Below are 17,162 nucleotides of genomic sequence, written 5' to 3'. Positions count from 1 at the left end.
GGGTGGGTGCCTTTGCCCGATGGCGTTAGCATCGGTTGGACATACAATCCCGACCGCGCACAGCCGTTTCAACGGCCCGCCCGCGAGCCGACCACTGATGAGAAAATTGCGTCCATTGACGCGCGCTGTGCGCAGGTGCTGGCGCGCGGCGCGCCCTATGGCGACCGCCGTATAGCGATCCATGACACGGGGCGCACCGATCTCGGAGGGATGGCAACAACTGCCATCGCCGCCTTGGCGGGCGCATTGTCCTGGCCTGAGAATTACGCTCTGGGCTGGATTGCCATGGACAATACGCGGGTGCCGCTGCCTACGCCTGCCGACGGTCTGGCCGTGGCCGACGCCGCTGCCCGCTATTATGCCGCTGCCCGACAGCGGGCGCGCGACCTGAAGGACCAAGCGCTGGCGGCAGCGGACGCGGCGGCGCTCAACGCTATCGACATCAACTCCGGTTGGCCCGAGGCGTGAGCGTGGGAGGGATTTGGAGCCAGTTCGCGGGCTCTTGAGCGGACCTTAAGACGGTGCTAATCGCTTCTTCAAATGCTCCAAAACCATCTGTCGCTCACTCCAAAACCAAACGGCGCGCTTCAAGGGTGACCGTGGCGGTGCCCGGCGTCAGCTTTTCCGAAAAGGACAGGGACAGGGTGGATGGGGCCGGGCCCGTGCTATCCACGGCCGGATCGGCAGCCTTCAGCTTGGGATGGGCAAAGGCGGGGGCTGCCAGCAGCAGCGACAGGGCAATGGCGGGGATGATGCGGGTCATGCGCATGGGGATGGTCCTTTCAGGAGGGATAAGGGAGGTGCAGCCTTAAAACCGATAGGTCGCCTTCACATGGAAGGCCCGGCCATTGACGCCGTAGGGCGCGATATAGGCGTAGGGGAAGGTCCCGTTATTGTCGGCGCCATTGGTCCCGGCGGCGACCGACGCGGCGGTCGAGGCGATCTGCTTTTCCGGGTACTGATCGAACAGGTTCGACACGCCGGCCGACAGGGTGAAATCGTCGGTCAGGTCGTATCCCGCTTCGATATCCACCACGATATCGGCGCGGTAATACTGGATGATGTCGGAATTGGCCGAGGTGGCGGAAACCGGCACCAGTTTCACCTTGTAACCGGGCGTCAGGGCCGCGATCTGGGCCGGGGTGCGGTTGGTCAGGGCCACCTGTGCCACCTCGCCATAGCGGGTGCCGGTCAGGTTCAGATGCAGCGCATCCTTCTGCCAGTTCAGGTTGGCTGTGAACTTGTCCTTGGGCATGCTGTCGGTGAAACGGACCTGCTGCGACAGGTCGAACAGCACCGTGGTGATGCCGATGGCGGACAGGGCCGCCGGGGTACCGGCGATACGGTCGAACTTCGTCTCGTTGAAATTGGCGGCGAAGGTGCCCGTCACCTCCCCCCATTCATCCAGGTCGTGCTTATAGCGCAGGGTGATATCGACACCCTTGGTGGTCGTGTCCACGGCATTGGTCAGGTAGGAAATGGCGCCCAGCCCCGGATATCCGCGCGCCGCCAGCAGGTTGGTCAGCGCGGTGGACTGGAAGTTGGACGACATGGCGATGCGGTCGGTGATTTCGATCCGGTAGTAATCCACCGTGGCATCGAAGTCGCCGCTGCTGAACACCACACCGGTGGAGATATTGTCCGACTTTTCCGGCTTCAGGGCCGTGGCCCCCACCAGGGCGGCGGTCGGATGGTTGACAGAGATGTTGCGGGTACGCAGCGGCTGGCCGTTCACAAAGCTGACATTGGTGGAGCTGAAATAGGACTGGGCCAGGGCCGGTGCGCGGAAGCCGCTGCCGAACGATCCGCGCAGGGCCAGTTCGTCCGTGATCTCGAAACGGCCGGCCAGCTTGTAATTGGTGGTGTCACCGAAATCGGAGAAATCCTCGTACCGCAGCGCACCGGACAGGGTCAGGCGTTCATCGAAGAAATCACGTTCCAGCTCGACATAGGCGGCCTTGCTGTTGCGGTCCTGTTTGGTGGCATCTTCCGGTGTGTTGCCGCCGCCGGGCTGCGCGCCGACCGGGGCCGGGCGACCGGCATTCGGGCCATCCAGGATGGGCACCCCGCCATTGGCATAACTGTCAGGCTCGCCCACACCCAGCTCATAGATTTCCTTGCGATATTCAAACCCGAAGGCGAATTTCAGCGGCTCCCCGCCACCCACCGGGATTTCGCGGGTGAAATCCAGGTTGGTGGTCCATTGCCGGAAATCGTTGAAGCCACGGTCGAAGCTGGTCTTGCTGGCCGTGCCCTGGGACACGTTGGCCGTGTTGGAATAGCCCGTATTGATCCGCGACCCACCATACAGCGTGGACAGGTCCCAGCCGAAGCCGGCCAGATCATCGCCGCGCACGCCAACGGCACCGGAACCATTGATGATCTCGATCTCCTGGATCGGCATGAACCCGTCGGGATAGAGGCTGCGCAGCGTCTCATCCTGGCCGGCGCGGCGGAAAAAGTTGAAACTATTGCCCTTCAGCCGGCTGTAACCGCCAAAGCCATAGGCCGTGACATCATCGGACAATGGCTTCTCGGCATTCAGGAACAGCGCGAGCTGTTCATATTTCGGCTCACCAAAGTTCCACATGTCGCGGTCGATGGTCGCCTCGCGCGGGTCCAGCGTGCCGTTCGACGGGGTCAGGCCAACGCCCGACCCGTAATTGCCGGACGGTGCGACCAGGGCGCCGGCGGCATTGCGCCCGAAATATTGCTGGCGGGTGTCGGGGGCGGCGCGATCGGTTTCCTCATGGTGCTTGTACTGCACCGTCAGGCGGGCAAACCCATCATCGCCCAGATCGATCCCCTTGCCCGCCGACAGCTCCACATGCTGGCCATCCCCTTCCCCGGTGATGCCATACATGGCGGACGCCGTACCGTCCGTGCCCTTGGCCAGCTGCACATTCATGACACCGGCGATGGCGTCGGACCCGTACTGCGCGGCGGCACCGTCGCGCAACACTTCCACCCGCGAAATGGCCGCCGTCGGGATGGCGTTGAAATCATAGGCGACGTCGCCGCGCCCGATCTGGTTGCCGGCGTTCACGCCCGGCGCCGTATGCCGGCGCTTGCCATTGACCAGCACCAGCAGCTGCCCCGTCGACAGGCCGCGCATGGTGGGTGGGGTCAGAAAGTCCAGCGCACCCGCAGCCGTGGGGCGCGGCGTGCTGAAGCTGGGCACCGCCACCTTCAGCATGCTTTGCAGATCGGTCGCACCGCCACGCGTCAGCTCCTCGGCGGAGATGCTGTCGATGGGTGTCGGGCTTTCGGTCACCACGCGTGGTTCGAAACGCGACCCGATAACGATGATCTCCTCCAGGTCCGCCGGCTGGGCCAGGGCCGGCGACATGGCCAGCAATGCCAGGGCAGACGCGCCGGTGAAGGTGAGATATTTCAGTTCCTTACCCATGATGTAGGTTCCCTGATTGGCTGGTTGGTTGGTGGCTTGGGGACAGCTCTTACGGCTGTCTTCGGGACGCGCCTGGAGGTTCGGGCAAGGCCTGCCCGTTCACGGAAGACGGGCTTCCGTGGGAAAAGGATCGGTACGGTCTGAGTGACGGAGGCCTATGAGATCATGGGCTCCCCCACCGGGTTGGCGTGGTCATTCCCGTCAATGCAGCACCTGACCCAGGAACGTCCGGGTCCTTTCATGCTGTGGATTGGTGAAAAACTGGGCCGGCGGTGCGGCTTCCACGATCTGGCCGGCATCCATGAAGATGACGCGGTCGGCCACCTGTCGTGCGAAACCCATCTCATGCGTGACGCAGAGCATGGTCATGCCCTCGCCCGCCAGTTCGACCATGATATCCAGCACCTCCTTGACCATTTCCATGTCAAGCGCACTGGTGGGTTCGTCGAACAGCATGATCTCCGGCGACAGCGACAGGGCGCGCGCGATGGCAACCCGCTGCTGCTGCCCGCCCGACAATTGGCCGGGGAATTTGCGCGCCTGATCGGGGATGCGTACACGGGTGAGATAGGCCATGGCGATCTCTTCCGCCTGCGCCTTGGGCATGCGCTTCACCTGGGTCAGGGCCAGAGTGCAGTTTTCCAGGATGGTCAGGTGCGGGAACAGGTTGAACTGCTGAAACACCATGCCGACCCGGCGACGCACCGCCTCCACAGTACGGGCATCGCCCGTCAGCTCCGTGCCCTCCACCGCGATCTTTCCGGCCTGATGTTCCTCCAGCCGGTTGATACAGCGGATCAGGGTGGATTTGCCGGACCCGGATGGGCCGCAGATCACGATCCGCTCCCCCCTGGCCACCGTCAGGTCGACATCGCGCAGCACATGAAAGTCGCCATACCATTTATTGACGCGGGACAGTTCCACGGCGTTCATCGGCGGTTCCCCTTGGACGTCCGCGTTTCCAGCCAACGCGCATAGCGGGAGATGGAAAAGCAGAGGATGAAATAGATCATCGCGATCAGCAGGTAGGTCTCGGCAAAGGGTGCGGGCCACTCCGGATCGGCGAGTGCTGCCCGCCCCGCGCTCAACAGGTCGAACAGGCCAACCACCAGGACCAGGCTGGTATTCTTGACCATGACGATCACGGTGCTGGTCAGCGGCGGGATGACCTTCGCAATGGCCTGCGGCAGAACGATCAGGCGCGTCGTCTGTGCCCAGGACAGGCCCAACGCGGCCGCCGCCTCCATTTGCCCCTTGGGAATGGCCTGCAAACCGCCACGCAGCACCTCTGCGATGTAAGCAGCCGAGACCAGGGTCATGGCGGCCAGGGCGCGGGCCAGCTTGTCGATGCTCACCCCGTCCGGCAGCATGATGGGCAGCAGGATCGACGCGATGAACAGCAGCGACAGCAGCGGCAGGCCCCGGATCAGCTCAATGATGCCAATGGAGAGGTAGCGCGGCACGGGCAGGCTGGCCCGCCGGCCCAGCGCCAGCAGCACCGCCAGCGGAAAACCAAGCCCCAACGACCAGACGGTCAGCAGCAGGGTGACGGGCAGCCCGCCCCAGGCCGATGTCGGCACCGATTTGAGCCCCAGCACGCCGCCACCCATCAGGATCAGGCTGCCCAGCATGCCGCCGCCCCACAGGCCCAGGGTCAGCTTCGTCCAGTTGCGCGGCGGCAGGCTCCACAATCCCAGCCCCAGGATCAGGGCACAGACCGCGATGGGCCGCCATTGCTCCGCCGGGGGATAGATGCCGAACAGGATTTGGGGATACTTCTGCCCCAGGAAGGCCCAGCAGGCACCGGCCTGCCGGCATTCATCGCCACCGCCCGTCCATACCCCGTTGATCACGGCCCAGGACAGCAGATGCGGCAGCATCCAGGCCAGCCCCAGCAGCCCGACCAGGGTCATGGCCGCGCTGACCATGTCGCCGAACAGCAGGCGCCACAGGGGCCGGCGTTCGGCCAGGGGGGCGGCACGGGCCGGGGTCGGTGCGGTGCGCACGAAGACGGGCGTGGGTTGGGTCATGTCCGTCATCGCGTCACCAGGGCGATCCGCCGGTTGTACCAGTTCATGAACAGCGACGCCGTGATGGACAGGGTCAGGAAGACCAGCATCAGGATCAGAATGCCTTCCACCGCCTGGCCCGTCTGGTTGATGGTGGTGGCCGCCACCAGGGCGATGTCGGGGTAACCGACGGCCAGCGCCAGGGTCGTGTTCTTGGTGATGTTGATATATTGGCTGGTCATGGGCGGGATGATCACGCGCAGGGCCTGCGGAATGACGATCAGGCGCAGGATATTGCCTTCTTCAAGGCCCAGGGCGCGCCCCGCCTCCCATTGCCCCCTGTCCACCGCGTCGATGCCGCCGCGAATGATCTCCCCTATGAAGGCAGCCGAGTAGAGCAGAAGGCCTGCGAACACCGCTGTGAATTCCGGCGACAGCCCCATGCCGCCGGTCGCGTTGAACCGCCCGATCACGGGCCGGTCCAGCGATAATGTTAGACCTGTTGTGACCCAGACCAACCCCAGCAGCAGCAGGGTGGAAAGAATGGCGATGCGACCATAACGGTTGGGAATGCCGGTGCGCAGGCGCTGCACCCGCCCGTACCGCCATGCGGCACCGACAGCCACAAGCCCCAGCACCAGGGCTGCCAGGAACGGCCCCTTGTCGCCCACCATCACAGGCCGGGGCAGGTACAGCCCCCGGTCTGCCAGGATCACGCCGTCGATGGGCGTGAAGGCCGCATGGATATTGGGCAACCCCAACGTGACCAGCGCGTACCAGAACAGCAATTGCACCACCAGCGGCGTGTTGCGCATCGCCTCCACATAGACGGTCGCCGCCCCGCTGGTCAGCGGATGGGCCGACCGACGGGCCAGCGCCACGCCAAGGCCTAGCAAAGTCGCCGCCAGGGCCACAGTCACGGCCAGGAACAGCGTATTGCCCAGCCCCACCAGGAAGGCCCAGCCGAAACTGTCGGTGGGACGATAGGCAATGATGCTCTCCGCGATGGGAAAGCGGGCCGCGCGATCCAGAAAGCTGAACCCGCCCGTAATGCCGCGTTCATCCAGATTGCTGACCGTATTGAGGATCAGCCAGCCGACACCACCGGCCACCAGCGCCAGCAGCAGGGCCTGCAACGCGATCTGCCTGGTACGGGTGTCGTGGAGAAGGGTGGAGAGGTTCGTCATCCCCGCCCCCTCAATTGAACGCCATGGGAACCATCAGGCCCCCGTCGCGAAACAGGCGGTTGAGGCCGCGATCCAGCTTCAGCGGGCTTCCGGCCCCGACATTACGGTCGAACATCTCGCCATAATTGCCCAGTTGCTTGACGATGCGGTAGGTCCATTCCTCATCCAGGCCCAAGGCGGCACCATTGCCCGGCTCCACGCCCAGGAAGCGGCGGATGGTCGGGTCCTGGCTGTTGCGCATCTCGTCGATATTGGCCTGATTGATGCCCAGTTCCTCCGCCATCAGCAGCGCCTGGAACGACCATTTCACGATGTCGAACCATTGGTCATCGCCATGCCGGACAGCGGGCGTCAGGGGCGACAGCTTGCCGTCGGCCGGGAAGATGATGAAATCCTCGGGATTGCTGGCCATAGTGGCCCGCACCGATGCCAGACCCGACGCATCGGTGATCAGGGCATCGCACCGCCCGGAGAAGAAGGCCTGCCTTGTCGCCTGCGTGCTGTCGAAGATCACGGCCTTCAGATTGGGGGCCACCGATGCCACCAGATTGGTGAAGGTCACCTCCGTGGTCGATCCCGTCTGCACACACACCGAAGCGCCATCCAACTCACGGGAACTGCTCACGCCGCGATCCTTGCGGACCATGATCCCGTCATAGTCGTAGTAATTGGGCAGGGTGAAATTTACGCCATTGGCATCGCGCGACAGCGTCCAGGTGGTGGTGCGGGGCAGAATATCGATCTCCCCGCTTTGCAGGGCCGTCAGACGCTGCTGCCCCGTCAGGGGGACGAAGCGAACCTTGTCCTTGTCACCCAGAACGGCGGCGGCGACAGCCCGGCAGGTTTCCACATCCAGCCCGCGCCAGTAACCATGGCTGTCCGGTGCGCCGAACCCCACGGTGCCCGTGCTGGCCCCGCAGGAGACATAGCCCCGGTCGCGCACGGCCTTCAGCGTGCCCCCTGCGGCGTTCCCGCCCACTGGGCCACCCGCCGCCGGCTTCTTCTCCGCCGCCGGCTGCCCACAGGCAGTCAGCGCCAGAAGGCACAGTCCCGCCAGAAGCCGTTTGCTGATCCCCCGCATGACCCGTCCTCCGCCGCTTGGCCGCTCTCAACCACCCAGAACAGGCACGGCCAGTGCTGCGAACAGGGCCGCCAGATCGGCCCACAGATCGTCCGGATCCTCCATGCCGACGGAGATGCGCAGGATCACGCCCTCATCGGTCCAGTCGGTGGCCACCCGGTCGGCCTTGATCGCCATGGGCACGATCAGGCTGCGTGTGCCGCCCCACGACGCACCGATGGCAAAGGTCTTCAGAACCCCGAACGCCTCCTCAATTACGGCATTGGCCGGGGCCTTCAGCACCACGGAGAAGACGCCGGACGCGCCGGTGAAATCCCGCTTCCAGACCTCATGCCCCGGACAGGTGGGCAGCGACGGGTGCAGCACCCGTTCCACCGCCGGCAGCTCCACCAGACGGCGCGCGAACGCCGTCGCCACTGCATCGGCATGGCGCATGCGAACGCCCATCGTCTCCAGCCCGCGCAGGGCCAGCCCGCAATCATCCGGGGAGACGCCGATGCCGATCATCCGCATCGTGTCCTTCAGCCGACGGAACAGGGCCACATCCTTGACGCTGATCGACCCCATCAGCAGGTCGGAATGACCGCCGACATATTTGGACAGCGCCTCGCTGGAGAAATCGACGCCATGGGCCAACGGCTTGAACAAAAGCGGCGTGGCCCAGGTATTGTCGCAACCGGTCAGGATGCCGCCACGTTCCTTGGCCACCTTCACGATGGCCGGCACATCCTGGAACTCCATGGTCGTGGAGCCGGGGCTTTCCATCCAGATCAGCTTGGTGTTCGGCTTCACCAGCGCATCGATCCCCGCCCCGATCAGCGGATCATAGACCGTATACTCCACACCGCGCGGCTTCAGGTAGTTCTCGCAGAAGCCTCGACAGGGCGGATAGGCGGTGTCGGGGATCAGCACGTGGTCGCCCGGCAGCAGGATTGCCAGAAAGACGATGGTGATCGCCGCCTGACCCGAGGGCACGATCACCGTCCGCTCCCCTCCCTCCAGCGCCGTCAGCTGCGCTTCCAGGGTGCGGGTCGTCGGCGTGCCATGCAGCCCGTAGGTATAGCCGTCCGGCCCCCGGTATTTGCGGTTGGTATAGGATTTGGCATCGTCGAACAGGATGGTCGAGGCCCGATATGTGGGGACGCCGATGCTGGCAAAGCCTTCATGCGAGACGGCGGGATGGATGACGCAACGGGAAAGGTCGCGCATGATCTTCCTCTTCAAGTTTGATGAGATCAGCATGTCGGCACTGACATACAATTTCAATTGACCTGTCAGCACAGGTCCATAACCCGATGTTATGGATTATAATTCCCGAAGCCTGGAATGGCGGGTCTGGAACACCTCCGTCCGCGCCGCCTTCTAGCGGTTCAGGGCAGATGAAATGGCCACAAAACCTTACTGAAAGCCCGGAACCGCCATCGGACCGATGCCAGTTGCAGCGTCAGCCGGGCGGCGGAGGGCGGAGCCGGTTCTACTTTAGACAGGGATACAAATCCAATTGACCGTACAGCGACGGTACATGCACTGATGTTATGGAGTGAATTACCAGCGGGACCCTCAGCATGCATTTCCGGCAGTTGGAAATTTACCGCGCCACCATGATCAGCGGGTCCGCCTCCCGCGCGGCGGAGCTGCTACGGATTACGCAGCCCGCGGTCAGTCGGGCCCTGGTGGAACTGGAGGAAAGCCTGGGGTTCGCGCTGTTCGATCGGGTGAAGGGCAGGCTTGTCCCCACACCGGAGGGGCAGATGTTCTTCCGGGACGTGAATAGCAGTTTCGTGGGCCTGGACCGGCTGAGGGCATCAGCGGCGCGTATCCGCGATTTCGGATCGGGAAGCCTGCGCGTCGCCAGCATGGCCGCCTTCGGTTCCACGGTCGTGCCGAAGGCCGTTCATACGTTCCGGCAGAAGAACCCGCAGATCGCCATCACCTTGCAGGTTCTGTCCTCCTCCACGGTGCGCGATCTGGTCGCCAACCAGCAGTTCGACATCGGTATTGCCGCTGACGAGGTGGACCTGTCAGGGGTCGAACATCGTATTTTCAGCAGCTTCCGTGCGGTCCTGGCTATCCCACAGGGGCATGAACTGGCTGCCCTGTCGGTGATCACTCCTGCCGACCTGCATGGGCAGCCCTTCATCGCCCTGGCACCGGAGGACCGTGCCCGCCACCGGATCACCGAGATCCTGGAAAGCGCGGGGTCCAGGCCCGAAATCATCGTGGAAACCCCAAGCGCGGGGACCATCTGTGCCCTGGCCCTGGAAGGGGTTGGGGTGGGACTGGTCAACCCGGCGGCCGCCGACGGCTATGCCGAACGGGGGCTGGTCTTCCGGCCCTTCAAGCCGGATGTCCAGTTCAAATCCTACCTGCTGTTCCGCCCCGATGCCCAGAAGGCCCGGCTGGTGAAAAGCTTCGTGGCTGAACTGCTCCATTTCCGCGACCGCGTCACCTTACCTGGAACGGGGAAGACTGATTGAAATGATCGCCGGGCTTTCCACTTTCTCCGGGCAAGTCCAATGACCGCAGTTCCCGCAAGGACGGCACAAAGAAATCAGGCGTAAGATCAACATCCGCCACGCCGAGGGGGCCATAAGCCGACAAATCTGTAACGCCGTGGGCCGCCAGCAGTTCGTCGTCGATGAAAAAATTGCCGGTATTGGTCCGGGCATCGGACGTCATAATCAGATAGGCGGCATCTGCCATGATTTCCGGACTGCGCAACGCGCCCAGACCAACATGCGCCCCGAATTCCGTCATCGCGGCGGTGTCGATGGCCGTACGTGGCCACAGGCAGTTCACACCGACCGTGCCGCGGTACTCCCCAGCCACGCCTAGGGAGATGATGCTCATCCCGAACTTGGCAAGGCTGTAGGCGACATGGGGAGCAAACCAACGCTCCTCCATATGCAGTGGCGGGGAAATGGACAGAATATGCGGATTGTCCGATGCCAACAGGTGTGGCAAGGCCGCTTGCGTCACGACGAAAGACCCACGCGCGTTAACACCATGCATCAGATCGAAACGCTGAACCGGCGTCTCCAGGATCGGGGTCATACGGATGGCGCTGGCATTGTTGATACAGATGTCAATGCCACCAAACCTGTCCACCGTGCGAGCGACCGCGGCGGCAACCTGATGTTCATCGCGGATGTCGCATAGGATCGGCAATGCGTTCCCACCAGCCGCCGCAATCGCGGTCGCAGCGGTATGGATGGTACCCGGCAACTTGGGGTGAGGCTGGTCTGTCTTTGCCGCAATCGCAACATTGGCACCGTCCTTGGCCGCCCGCAGCGCAATGGCCAGCCCGATGCCGCGCGATCCGCCGCTGATGAACAGGGTCTTGCCTTTGAGGGAACGGGTCATGGTCTCTCCTTTTATTTTACAATGTAAACTTTATATCCATCTCAAGAATGTGAACGCGGGCTCACACGCTATTAGGCGAGTGCCGTCAGACCCGCCATGATCGACCGAATGGCCGGTCTGGCCAGATGCTTGAGGTTGCGACCGAACACCAGCTTGCGGGCCAGATGCAGCGATGCCAGGCCGTGCAGCCCGCTCCACACGATGTCGGTTGCCTGGCCCAAATCCGCGCGCTCGGCGCGGGGACCCAGGAACTGGGACACTGAGGCCTGTATCTCCAGCCAGGACGCAGACTGCCGCCGCACCTTCTCGCCGAATTCCTTCTTCATGGCTTCCGGGTTTTCAAAGGCCCACATGTCAAACATCAACCGGTAGTCATGGGGGTTGGCATAGGCAAAAACCAGATAGGCACCACAGACCAGGGGCAGCGCGTCGGCATCCTGTCGCGCCCGCCGCCGCCAGCGAGCCAAGGCCTGGGTAAAGCGCGCAAACGCCCGGATGCGCAACTCCATCAGCAGGTGATCTTTGCTGGGGAAGTAGCGGTAGGCCATCATCTGCGAGGTACCCAACAGACGCCCCACGTCCCGCATATTGATCGCGTCAACGCCGCCCTGCTGAAACAGGGTCAGGGCGGCGGCACAGATGCTGTCACGTGCTTCCTGTACCGATACAGCCAGAATTTTTGGATCGGCTGGCGGGCGCCCCCGGCGACGGGGAAGTGGAACGTCTGTTGCCATGTCGTCTTCAACCACTCAACGAGACGCGCCGGAGAATAGCGGTGTCCAGGGCGCGCTTCATGATCTTGCCTGTCGTGTTGGTGGGCAGCGCAGGCAGAATAGCGATCAACCGGGGATATTTGTAGAGCGCAATGCGGGCGCGGCACCACGCCGCGAGTTCGTCCGCCGATAGCACATGCCCTTCCCGGGGGGAAACATAGGCCGCAACCTCTTGTCCGACCTGTTCATCCGCCACGCCGATCACCGCCACATGCAACACGCCCGGATGGCTGGCCAGCGCCGCCTCCACCTCTGACGGATAGACATTGTAGCCGTTGCGGATGATCATTTCCTTCTTCCGGTCACAGAGAAACAGCGTGCCCTCTGCATCGCGGCGAACAATGTCGCCGGTGGCGAACCATTCATCGTCACCGCGTGGCTGGAACGTCCCGTCAATGTAATAGCCGCGCAGCAGATTGGGGCCGGCCAGCTGCAATTCACCTTGATCGGGGTCCGCCGGGTCCAGCGGCACGATACGATGGGACAGGGGCGTGCAGAGGGGCCCGACACCACCCGTCGGCATCGTTCCGGGCCGTTCCAGCGCGATGCAGCAGGCCACTTCCGTCATGCCATAGCCCTGGTGGACGGGCACACCGAACGCAGTCTGAAATGCGGTGCCCGTGGCCGCCGGCAAGGGCGCACCCCCCGCCAGCACAAAGCGCAGGCGGCCCGGTTCCAGACGATGCTCCGTCTGGCGCGCCTGTTCGGCCACGGCCGCCAGACTGGCGGGCACCGCGGCGATGATGCTGGGCCGGCGCTGAACCATCGCGTCGAACAGCGCGGCGGGGCCAGGGCGGGGAACGAGCGACAGTTCCGCCCCCGCCGACAACCCGCCCAGCATCATCACCATCTGTCCGAAGACATGGCTCAACGGCAAAGGGCATAACAGGACATCATCGCTGGTGATCGAGAAAACGGCGTTGGCGTGGCGTGCGTTGGTGATCAGCGCCGCCTCACGGTGGGATGCACCTTTCGGTCGACCCGATGTTCCAGAGGTGAACAGGATCAACGCCTCCTCCCCGCCATCGCGGCGCACGGGCGGCAGATCGGTACGGGCACGGGCCATGGCGCGGTCGAACGGCTGATCCGGACCGCTGCGCAGGACAAGACAGCTGAGCCGCAGGTCCGTAACCAGACCGTCCAGTGCCGACAATACCGGATAGGGTCCGTCTGCCGGTGCCGCGATGATGGCCGCCGGACGCATGCTTTCCAGTATGTGGCGCACCTCGTCAGGGCCCAGCAGCGGGTTCAGCGGCATGACCACCAGACCCGCCCGATGCGCCGCGAAATAGACTGTGACGAACTCCACCGATGTCGGCAGCAGCAGCAGCAGCCGTTCACCCGGACGTAGCCCAAGATCGGCCAGGGCACCCAGCGCCGCCTGGATACGGGCGTCAAGCTGGGCATAGGTGACGCTGGCGCCGATCCCAGACAGGGCGATGCCGTCGCCCGGCACGGCATGCGCCGCCACCACATCACAGAGGCCAGTGATATCTGCATGCATGGTCACGTTCCTTCCGGAGGTGATGTGGAGGACAGGAGATGGTGAACCGCGTCACGCCATCCGGTCAGACGCCGCTGCCGGTGTGCACCATCAATGGATGGCGTGAACCGATCCAGCCCGGACAGAACAGGCACGCGGCGCGGGTCGGGCCAGATGCCCGCGGCAAACCCGGCCAGCCGTGCGGCCCCCCAGGCCGTGGCCTCATGATTACGGGACCGGTCCACGCACAGGCCCGTCATATCCGCCAGATATCCCGCGAACCAGTCGTTCGACGCCATGCCGCCATCGATGCGCACATCCTGTGGCACCAGCCCGTCGGCCTGCATAGCCTGGATCAGGTCGCAGGTCTGGAAGGCCGCCGCCTCCAGCGCTGCGCGCACGATGGTGGCGGGGCCGGTATCCAACGTCAGGCCGGTCAGGCTGGCCCGCAGGTCGCTGCGCCAATGCGGGGCGCCCAGCCCCACAAAGGCCGGCACCAGATGCACGCCATGGTCATCGGGCACGCTGGCGGCCAATGAAGCGATCCCATCATAGCCGTGGACGATGCCCAGCCCATCGCGCAGCCAGTTCAATGCCGCCCCTGCCACGAAGATCGACCCTTCCAAGGCATAGGCTGCCTCGCCATCAACCAGACAGGCCAAGGTCGTCAGCAGCCGGTGACGTGACAGCAGCGGCTTGTCACCGGTATGGGCCAGCAGGAAACAGCCCGTGCCATAGGTCGCCTTCATGCGTCCAGGCAGAACGGACCCTAACCCGATCATAGCCGCCTGCTGATCGCCGGCCATGCAAGTGATGGGAACCGGTCGCCCCGTCACACGGATATCGGTCTGCCCGAAATCACGACAGTTGCCGGCCACGGTGGGCAGGATACTGCCCGGTATATCGAACAGTGTCAGCAGGTCCGCATCCCAACACAGTCGATGGATATCGAACAGGGAGGTCCGGCTGGCATTGGTGGCGTCGGTCAGATGGGACCGGCCCCCCGTCAACCGCCAGAGCAGGAAACTGTCGACCGTGCCGGCGGCCAGCCTTCCCTGTGCCGACAAGGCGGCGGCACCGGGCACATGGTCCAGCAACCAGCCGAGCTTAGTTGCGGTAAAATAGGGGTCGAGCAACAGACCAGTACGCGCCCGGACCAGTTCTTCTGCGCCATCAGCCCGCAGCGCCTCACATTGTGCCGCTGTCCGCCGATCCTGCCAGATGATGGCAGGGTGCAAGGCGCGGCCACTGTCGCGGTCCCATAGCAGGACGGTTTCACGCTGATTGGCAATGCCGATGGCTGCGACCCGTTCATCCATGACCTGACGCACACAATCCTGCACGCCGATCCAGAGTTGTTCGGCATCCGCCTCCACCCAGCCGGGCTGCGGATGGGCAAGGCGTATGGGCTGGCTGGCGACCGCTAGCACGCAGCCATCGGCGGCATACCGGATGGCGCGGGTCGATGTCGTGCCCTGGTCGATGGCGATGATCTGGTCCCTGATCATGGCGCCCGCTCCCGCAGATAGGCATCCAGTCGGGCAGCCTGACTGGCACTGAAGCGCAGGCCCAGCCGTGTCCGCCGCCACAGGATATCGTCACTGCTGTGCGCCCATTCGGCCCGCACCAGGTAATCGACCTCCCGCTGGCTCAACCCATGACCGAAATCGATGCCCATGTCGGCAAGCGTGCCGACACCCTGCATCCATCGTTCCAGACGCGTTCCGTAGGCGCCGGCCAGACGGTCCAGGGTCTCACGCTCCAGGAAGGGCCAGCGACGCCGGGTCGCGTCCCGAAACGCATCGAAATCCGCTATGTCGCCTCCGGGCAGCGGCGTGGCTGCGGTATCACCGCCCGCGATACCCAACCGGCCCAAAACCATATCAGCCAGATGGCGGGCTGTGGTTAGCTTGCCCCCGAAGATACTTAGTAGGGGTGGACCGTTGGCATCCAGTTCCAACCGGTAATCGCGCGTAACCGTGCTGGCTTCATCGCGTCCATCATCGAACAGGGGGCGGATGCCGGCGAAGTCACCGACAATGTCGGTCTCACCAACGAGATCGCGCAGATATCGGTTGGCGGCATCCAGCAGATAGGCGGTTTCCTCAGCCGAGATGCGGTTGTCCGATGGATCGTCCACGGCGAAGTCGGTCGTGCCGACCAGGGTCATATCCCCCTGATAGGGGATGATGAAGATGATGCGCCGGTCAGGTTGCTGCAGGATCAGGGCATGATTGTGCGGCAGCCGGCGGCGCAGGATCAGGTGGCTACCGCGCACCAGACGGATACGATACTGGCCCCGCCGGTCCAGACCTTCGGACAGCACCCGTTCCACCCACGGACCCGCCGCATTCACCACACGCCGCGCCGCGACGGTGACTGTGCCGTGCGCTGTTTCCAGTGCGGCCCGCCAGACCGGCCCCTGCCGCACGCCCCCGACGAACCGGGTGCGGGTGCGGATGTCGGCGCCGGCTTCCGCCGCCGCCAGCGCATTCAGGACGACCAGCCGGCTGTCATCCACCCAGGCATCCCAATAACTGAAGCCGGTACCATGATCGGCCGCCAGGATGGCATCGTCCAGCGGTACAGACCGCGAGCGGGGCAAGCCACCGCCCAGAGCGAACAGGTCGTACAGATAAAGGCCGAGGCGCACCATCCACCAGGGCCGCATGGAGGGCGCATGCGGCAGCCGGAATTCCATGGGCCGCACCAGATGGGGGGCCGTTCGCAGCAGGATGGCCCGTTCCGCCAGCGCCTCGCGCACCAGCTTGAACTGCCGGTGTTCCAGATAGCGCAATCCGCCATGGATCAGCTTGGTGGAAGCCGAGGACGTGGCCTGAGCCAGATCATCCCGCTCCACCAGCAGCACGCGTTCCCCGGCCATGGCGGCGGCCCGCGCAATGGCGGTGCCGTTGATGCCGCCGCCGATGATCAGCAGGTCATAGGGCCGGTCATCCGGGATCACCCCGGCGGGTGCGAGGGGGCAGGATGGCGATGGTTCGCTCAAGCCAGGCATGTAGGTCTCTCACCACGTCATCGCGGTTGATTTCATTCAGGATCTCGTGGCGTCCACCGGGATACGACGCCAGCACCGGGTCGAGGCCCGCTGCGCGGTAGCGGTCCAGCAGGGGCGGCAACTGCCCGAACTGTGTTGTCAGGCTGTCCTGATCGCCGACCAGCACATAGAGCGGCAGACCGGACGGGATACGCGCCAGCGCCGCCGGATCGGCCAGCCGCGCACCCTGCGACAGCAGCGACACCATGGAATGCGGCACCAAGGAGAAGCCGCACAGCGGATCGGCGATATAGGCATCGACCTGGGCCTCGTCACGGCTGAGCCAGTCACAGGGGGTGCGGGCGGGTTCGAACGGACGGTTCAGTGCCGCCAACGCATCGCTTTCCGCCGCCATGGCGGCAGCCAGCAGATCGACCGCTGTGGTCCCCACCAGAACGGCCCCGTCGATCAGGTCGCCATGATCGATCAGGAAGGCCTGCCCAATGAAGGAACCCATGCTGTGCCCCAGCAGGAACAGGGGCAAATCCGTCTGGTCCGCCCTGGCCCGGTCAACCAGGGCGGCCAGATCGGCCACCACCGCCGCAAAGCCGCCGGGGCCGAAATCGCCGGCCTCCCGGTCGGACAGGGCGATGGTGGCACCATGGCCGCGATGGTCGAGCGCATACAGGATGTAGCCGGCATCGACCAGGGCGGCCAGGGCCGGCCGGTAGCGCAGGGCATGTTCGCCCATGCCGTGCGCTACCACGATCACAGCCCGTACAGGCCCGTCCTTGGACCAGCGATAACAGGCCAACCTTTGCCCATCAGGGCGCGTGAGGGTGAATTGCGTGTCCATCGACGG

At 64.3% G+C, this 17,162-nt stretch carries 15 protein-coding genes; 2 read left to right on the top strand and 13 right to left on the bottom strand.

Annotated elements, in window-relative coordinates; genetic code table 11:
• Positions 1 to 6: 6 nt before the first annotated feature.
• Entirely contained in the window at positions 7 to 468 is a 462-nt protein-coding gene (locus tag C0V82_RS14070; protein ID WP_158659930.1) for a DUF4376 domain-containing protein, read from the top strand.
• 94 nt (positions 469 to 562) lie between these two features.
• On the opposite strand, the gene C0V82_RS14065 is transcribed toward C0V82_RS14070, so the two are convergent.
• From C0V82_RS14065 to metC, 7 genes are all read right to left on the bottom strand, one after another.
• Positions 563 to 769, bottom strand: coding sequence for a hypothetical protein (locus tag C0V82_RS14065; RefSeq protein WP_102112837.1), 207 nt, complete (start codon positions 767 to 769; stop codon positions 563 to 565).
• Between the two features lie 39 nt (positions 770 to 808).
• A complete protein-coding gene (locus C0V82_RS14060) occupies positions 809 to 3,409 on the bottom strand; it encodes a TonB-dependent receptor plug domain-containing protein (RefSeq protein WP_102112836.1) in 2,601 nt (866 codons plus the stop codon).
• Positions 3,410 to 3,610: 201 nt separating this feature from the next.
• Positions 3,611 to 4,342 carry an amino acid ABC transporter ATP-binding protein gene (locus C0V82_RS14055; RefSeq protein WP_102112835.1) on the bottom strand — a complete coding sequence of 244 codons (732 nt, stop codon included), beginning with the start codon at positions 4,340 to 4,342 and terminating at the stop codon, positions 3,611 to 3,613.
• A complete protein-coding gene (locus C0V82_RS14050; RefSeq protein ID WP_102113436.1) occupies positions 4,339 to 5,439 on the bottom strand; it encodes an amino acid ABC transporter permease in 1,101 nt (366 codons plus the stop codon). Before C0V82_RS14050 ends, C0V82_RS14055 begins: the two co-directional genes overlap by 4 nt.
• A gap of 5 nt (positions 5,440 to 5,444) precedes the next feature.
• Complete coding sequence (locus C0V82_RS14045) at positions 5,445 to 6,605, bottom strand: amino acid ABC transporter permease (protein ID WP_102112834.1); 1,161 nt, start codon at positions 6,603 to 6,605, stop codon at positions 5,445 to 5,447.
• 10 nt (positions 6,606 to 6,615) lie between these two features.
• Positions 6,616 to 7,686 carry an amino acid ABC transporter substrate-binding protein gene (locus C0V82_RS14040; RefSeq protein ID WP_102112833.1) on the bottom strand — a complete coding sequence of 357 codons (1,071 nt, stop codon included), beginning with the start codon at positions 7,684 to 7,686 and terminating at the stop codon, positions 6,616 to 6,618.
• Between the two features lie 27 nt (positions 7,687 to 7,713).
• A complete protein-coding gene (metC, locus tag C0V82_RS14035) occupies positions 7,714 to 8,895 on the bottom strand; it encodes a cystathionine beta-lyase (protein WP_102112832.1) in 1,182 nt (393 codons plus the stop codon).
• Between the two features lie 356 nt (positions 8,896 to 9,251).
• On the opposite strand from metC, the gene C0V82_RS14030 reads away from it, so the two are divergent.
• Positions 9,252 to 10,163 carry a LysR substrate-binding domain-containing protein gene (locus C0V82_RS14030; protein WP_102112831.1) on the top strand — a complete coding sequence of 304 codons (912 nt, stop codon included), beginning with the start codon at positions 9,252 to 9,254 and terminating at the stop codon, positions 10,161 to 10,163.
• Here C0V82_RS14030 and C0V82_RS14025 read toward each other — a convergent pair.
• From C0V82_RS14025 to C0V82_RS14000, 6 genes are all read right to left on the bottom strand, one after another.
• Positions 10,132 to 11,049, bottom strand: a complete 918-nt coding sequence (locus C0V82_RS14025) for an SDR family oxidoreductase (RefSeq protein ID WP_102112830.1) — start codon at positions 11,047 to 11,049, stop codon at positions 10,132 to 10,134. The genes C0V82_RS14030 and C0V82_RS14025 overlap by 32 nt on opposite strands.
• A 71-nt stretch (positions 11,050 to 11,120) precedes the next feature.
• Positions 11,121 to 11,783 carry a TetR/AcrR family transcriptional regulator gene (locus C0V82_RS14020; protein WP_102112829.1) on the bottom strand — a complete coding sequence of 221 codons (663 nt, stop codon included), beginning with the start codon at positions 11,781 to 11,783 and terminating at the stop codon, positions 11,121 to 11,123.
• A gap of 7 nt (positions 11,784 to 11,790) precedes the next feature.
• Positions 11,791 to 13,326, bottom strand: a complete 1,536-nt coding sequence (locus tag C0V82_RS14015; protein WP_102112828.1) for an AMP-binding protein — start codon at positions 13,324 to 13,326, stop codon at positions 11,791 to 11,793.
• Between the two features lie 2 nt (positions 13,327 to 13,328).
• The gene (locus C0V82_RS14010; protein WP_102112827.1) at positions 13,329 to 14,813 is read right to left on the bottom strand and encodes an FGGY family carbohydrate kinase; all 1,485 of its coding nucleotides are present in this window, start codon (positions 14,811 to 14,813) and stop codon (positions 13,329 to 13,331) included.
• Complete coding sequence (glpD, locus tag C0V82_RS14005) at positions 14,810 to 16,321, bottom strand: glycerol-3-phosphate dehydrogenase (protein ID WP_102112826.1); 1,512 nt, start codon at positions 16,319 to 16,321, stop codon at positions 14,810 to 14,812. Before glpD ends, C0V82_RS14010 begins: the two co-directional genes overlap by 4 nt.
• Positions 16,257 to 17,156, bottom strand: a complete 900-nt coding sequence (locus C0V82_RS14000; RefSeq protein WP_102112825.1) for an alpha/beta fold hydrolase — start codon at positions 17,154 to 17,156, stop codon at positions 16,257 to 16,259. The genes glpD and C0V82_RS14000 overlap by 65 nt, the downstream gene beginning before the upstream one ends.
• Positions 17,157 to 17,162: the final 6 nt, after the last annotated feature.

The sequence above is a fragment of the Niveispirillum cyanobacteriorum genome (assembly GCF_002868735.1).
Taxonomy (GTDB): domain Bacteria; phylum Pseudomonadota; class Alphaproteobacteria; order Azospirillales; family Azospirillaceae; genus Niveispirillum; species Niveispirillum cyanobacteriorum.
Note: the sequence above shows the minus strand (reverse complement) of the source record. Positions and strands in the feature narration are given on the sequence as shown.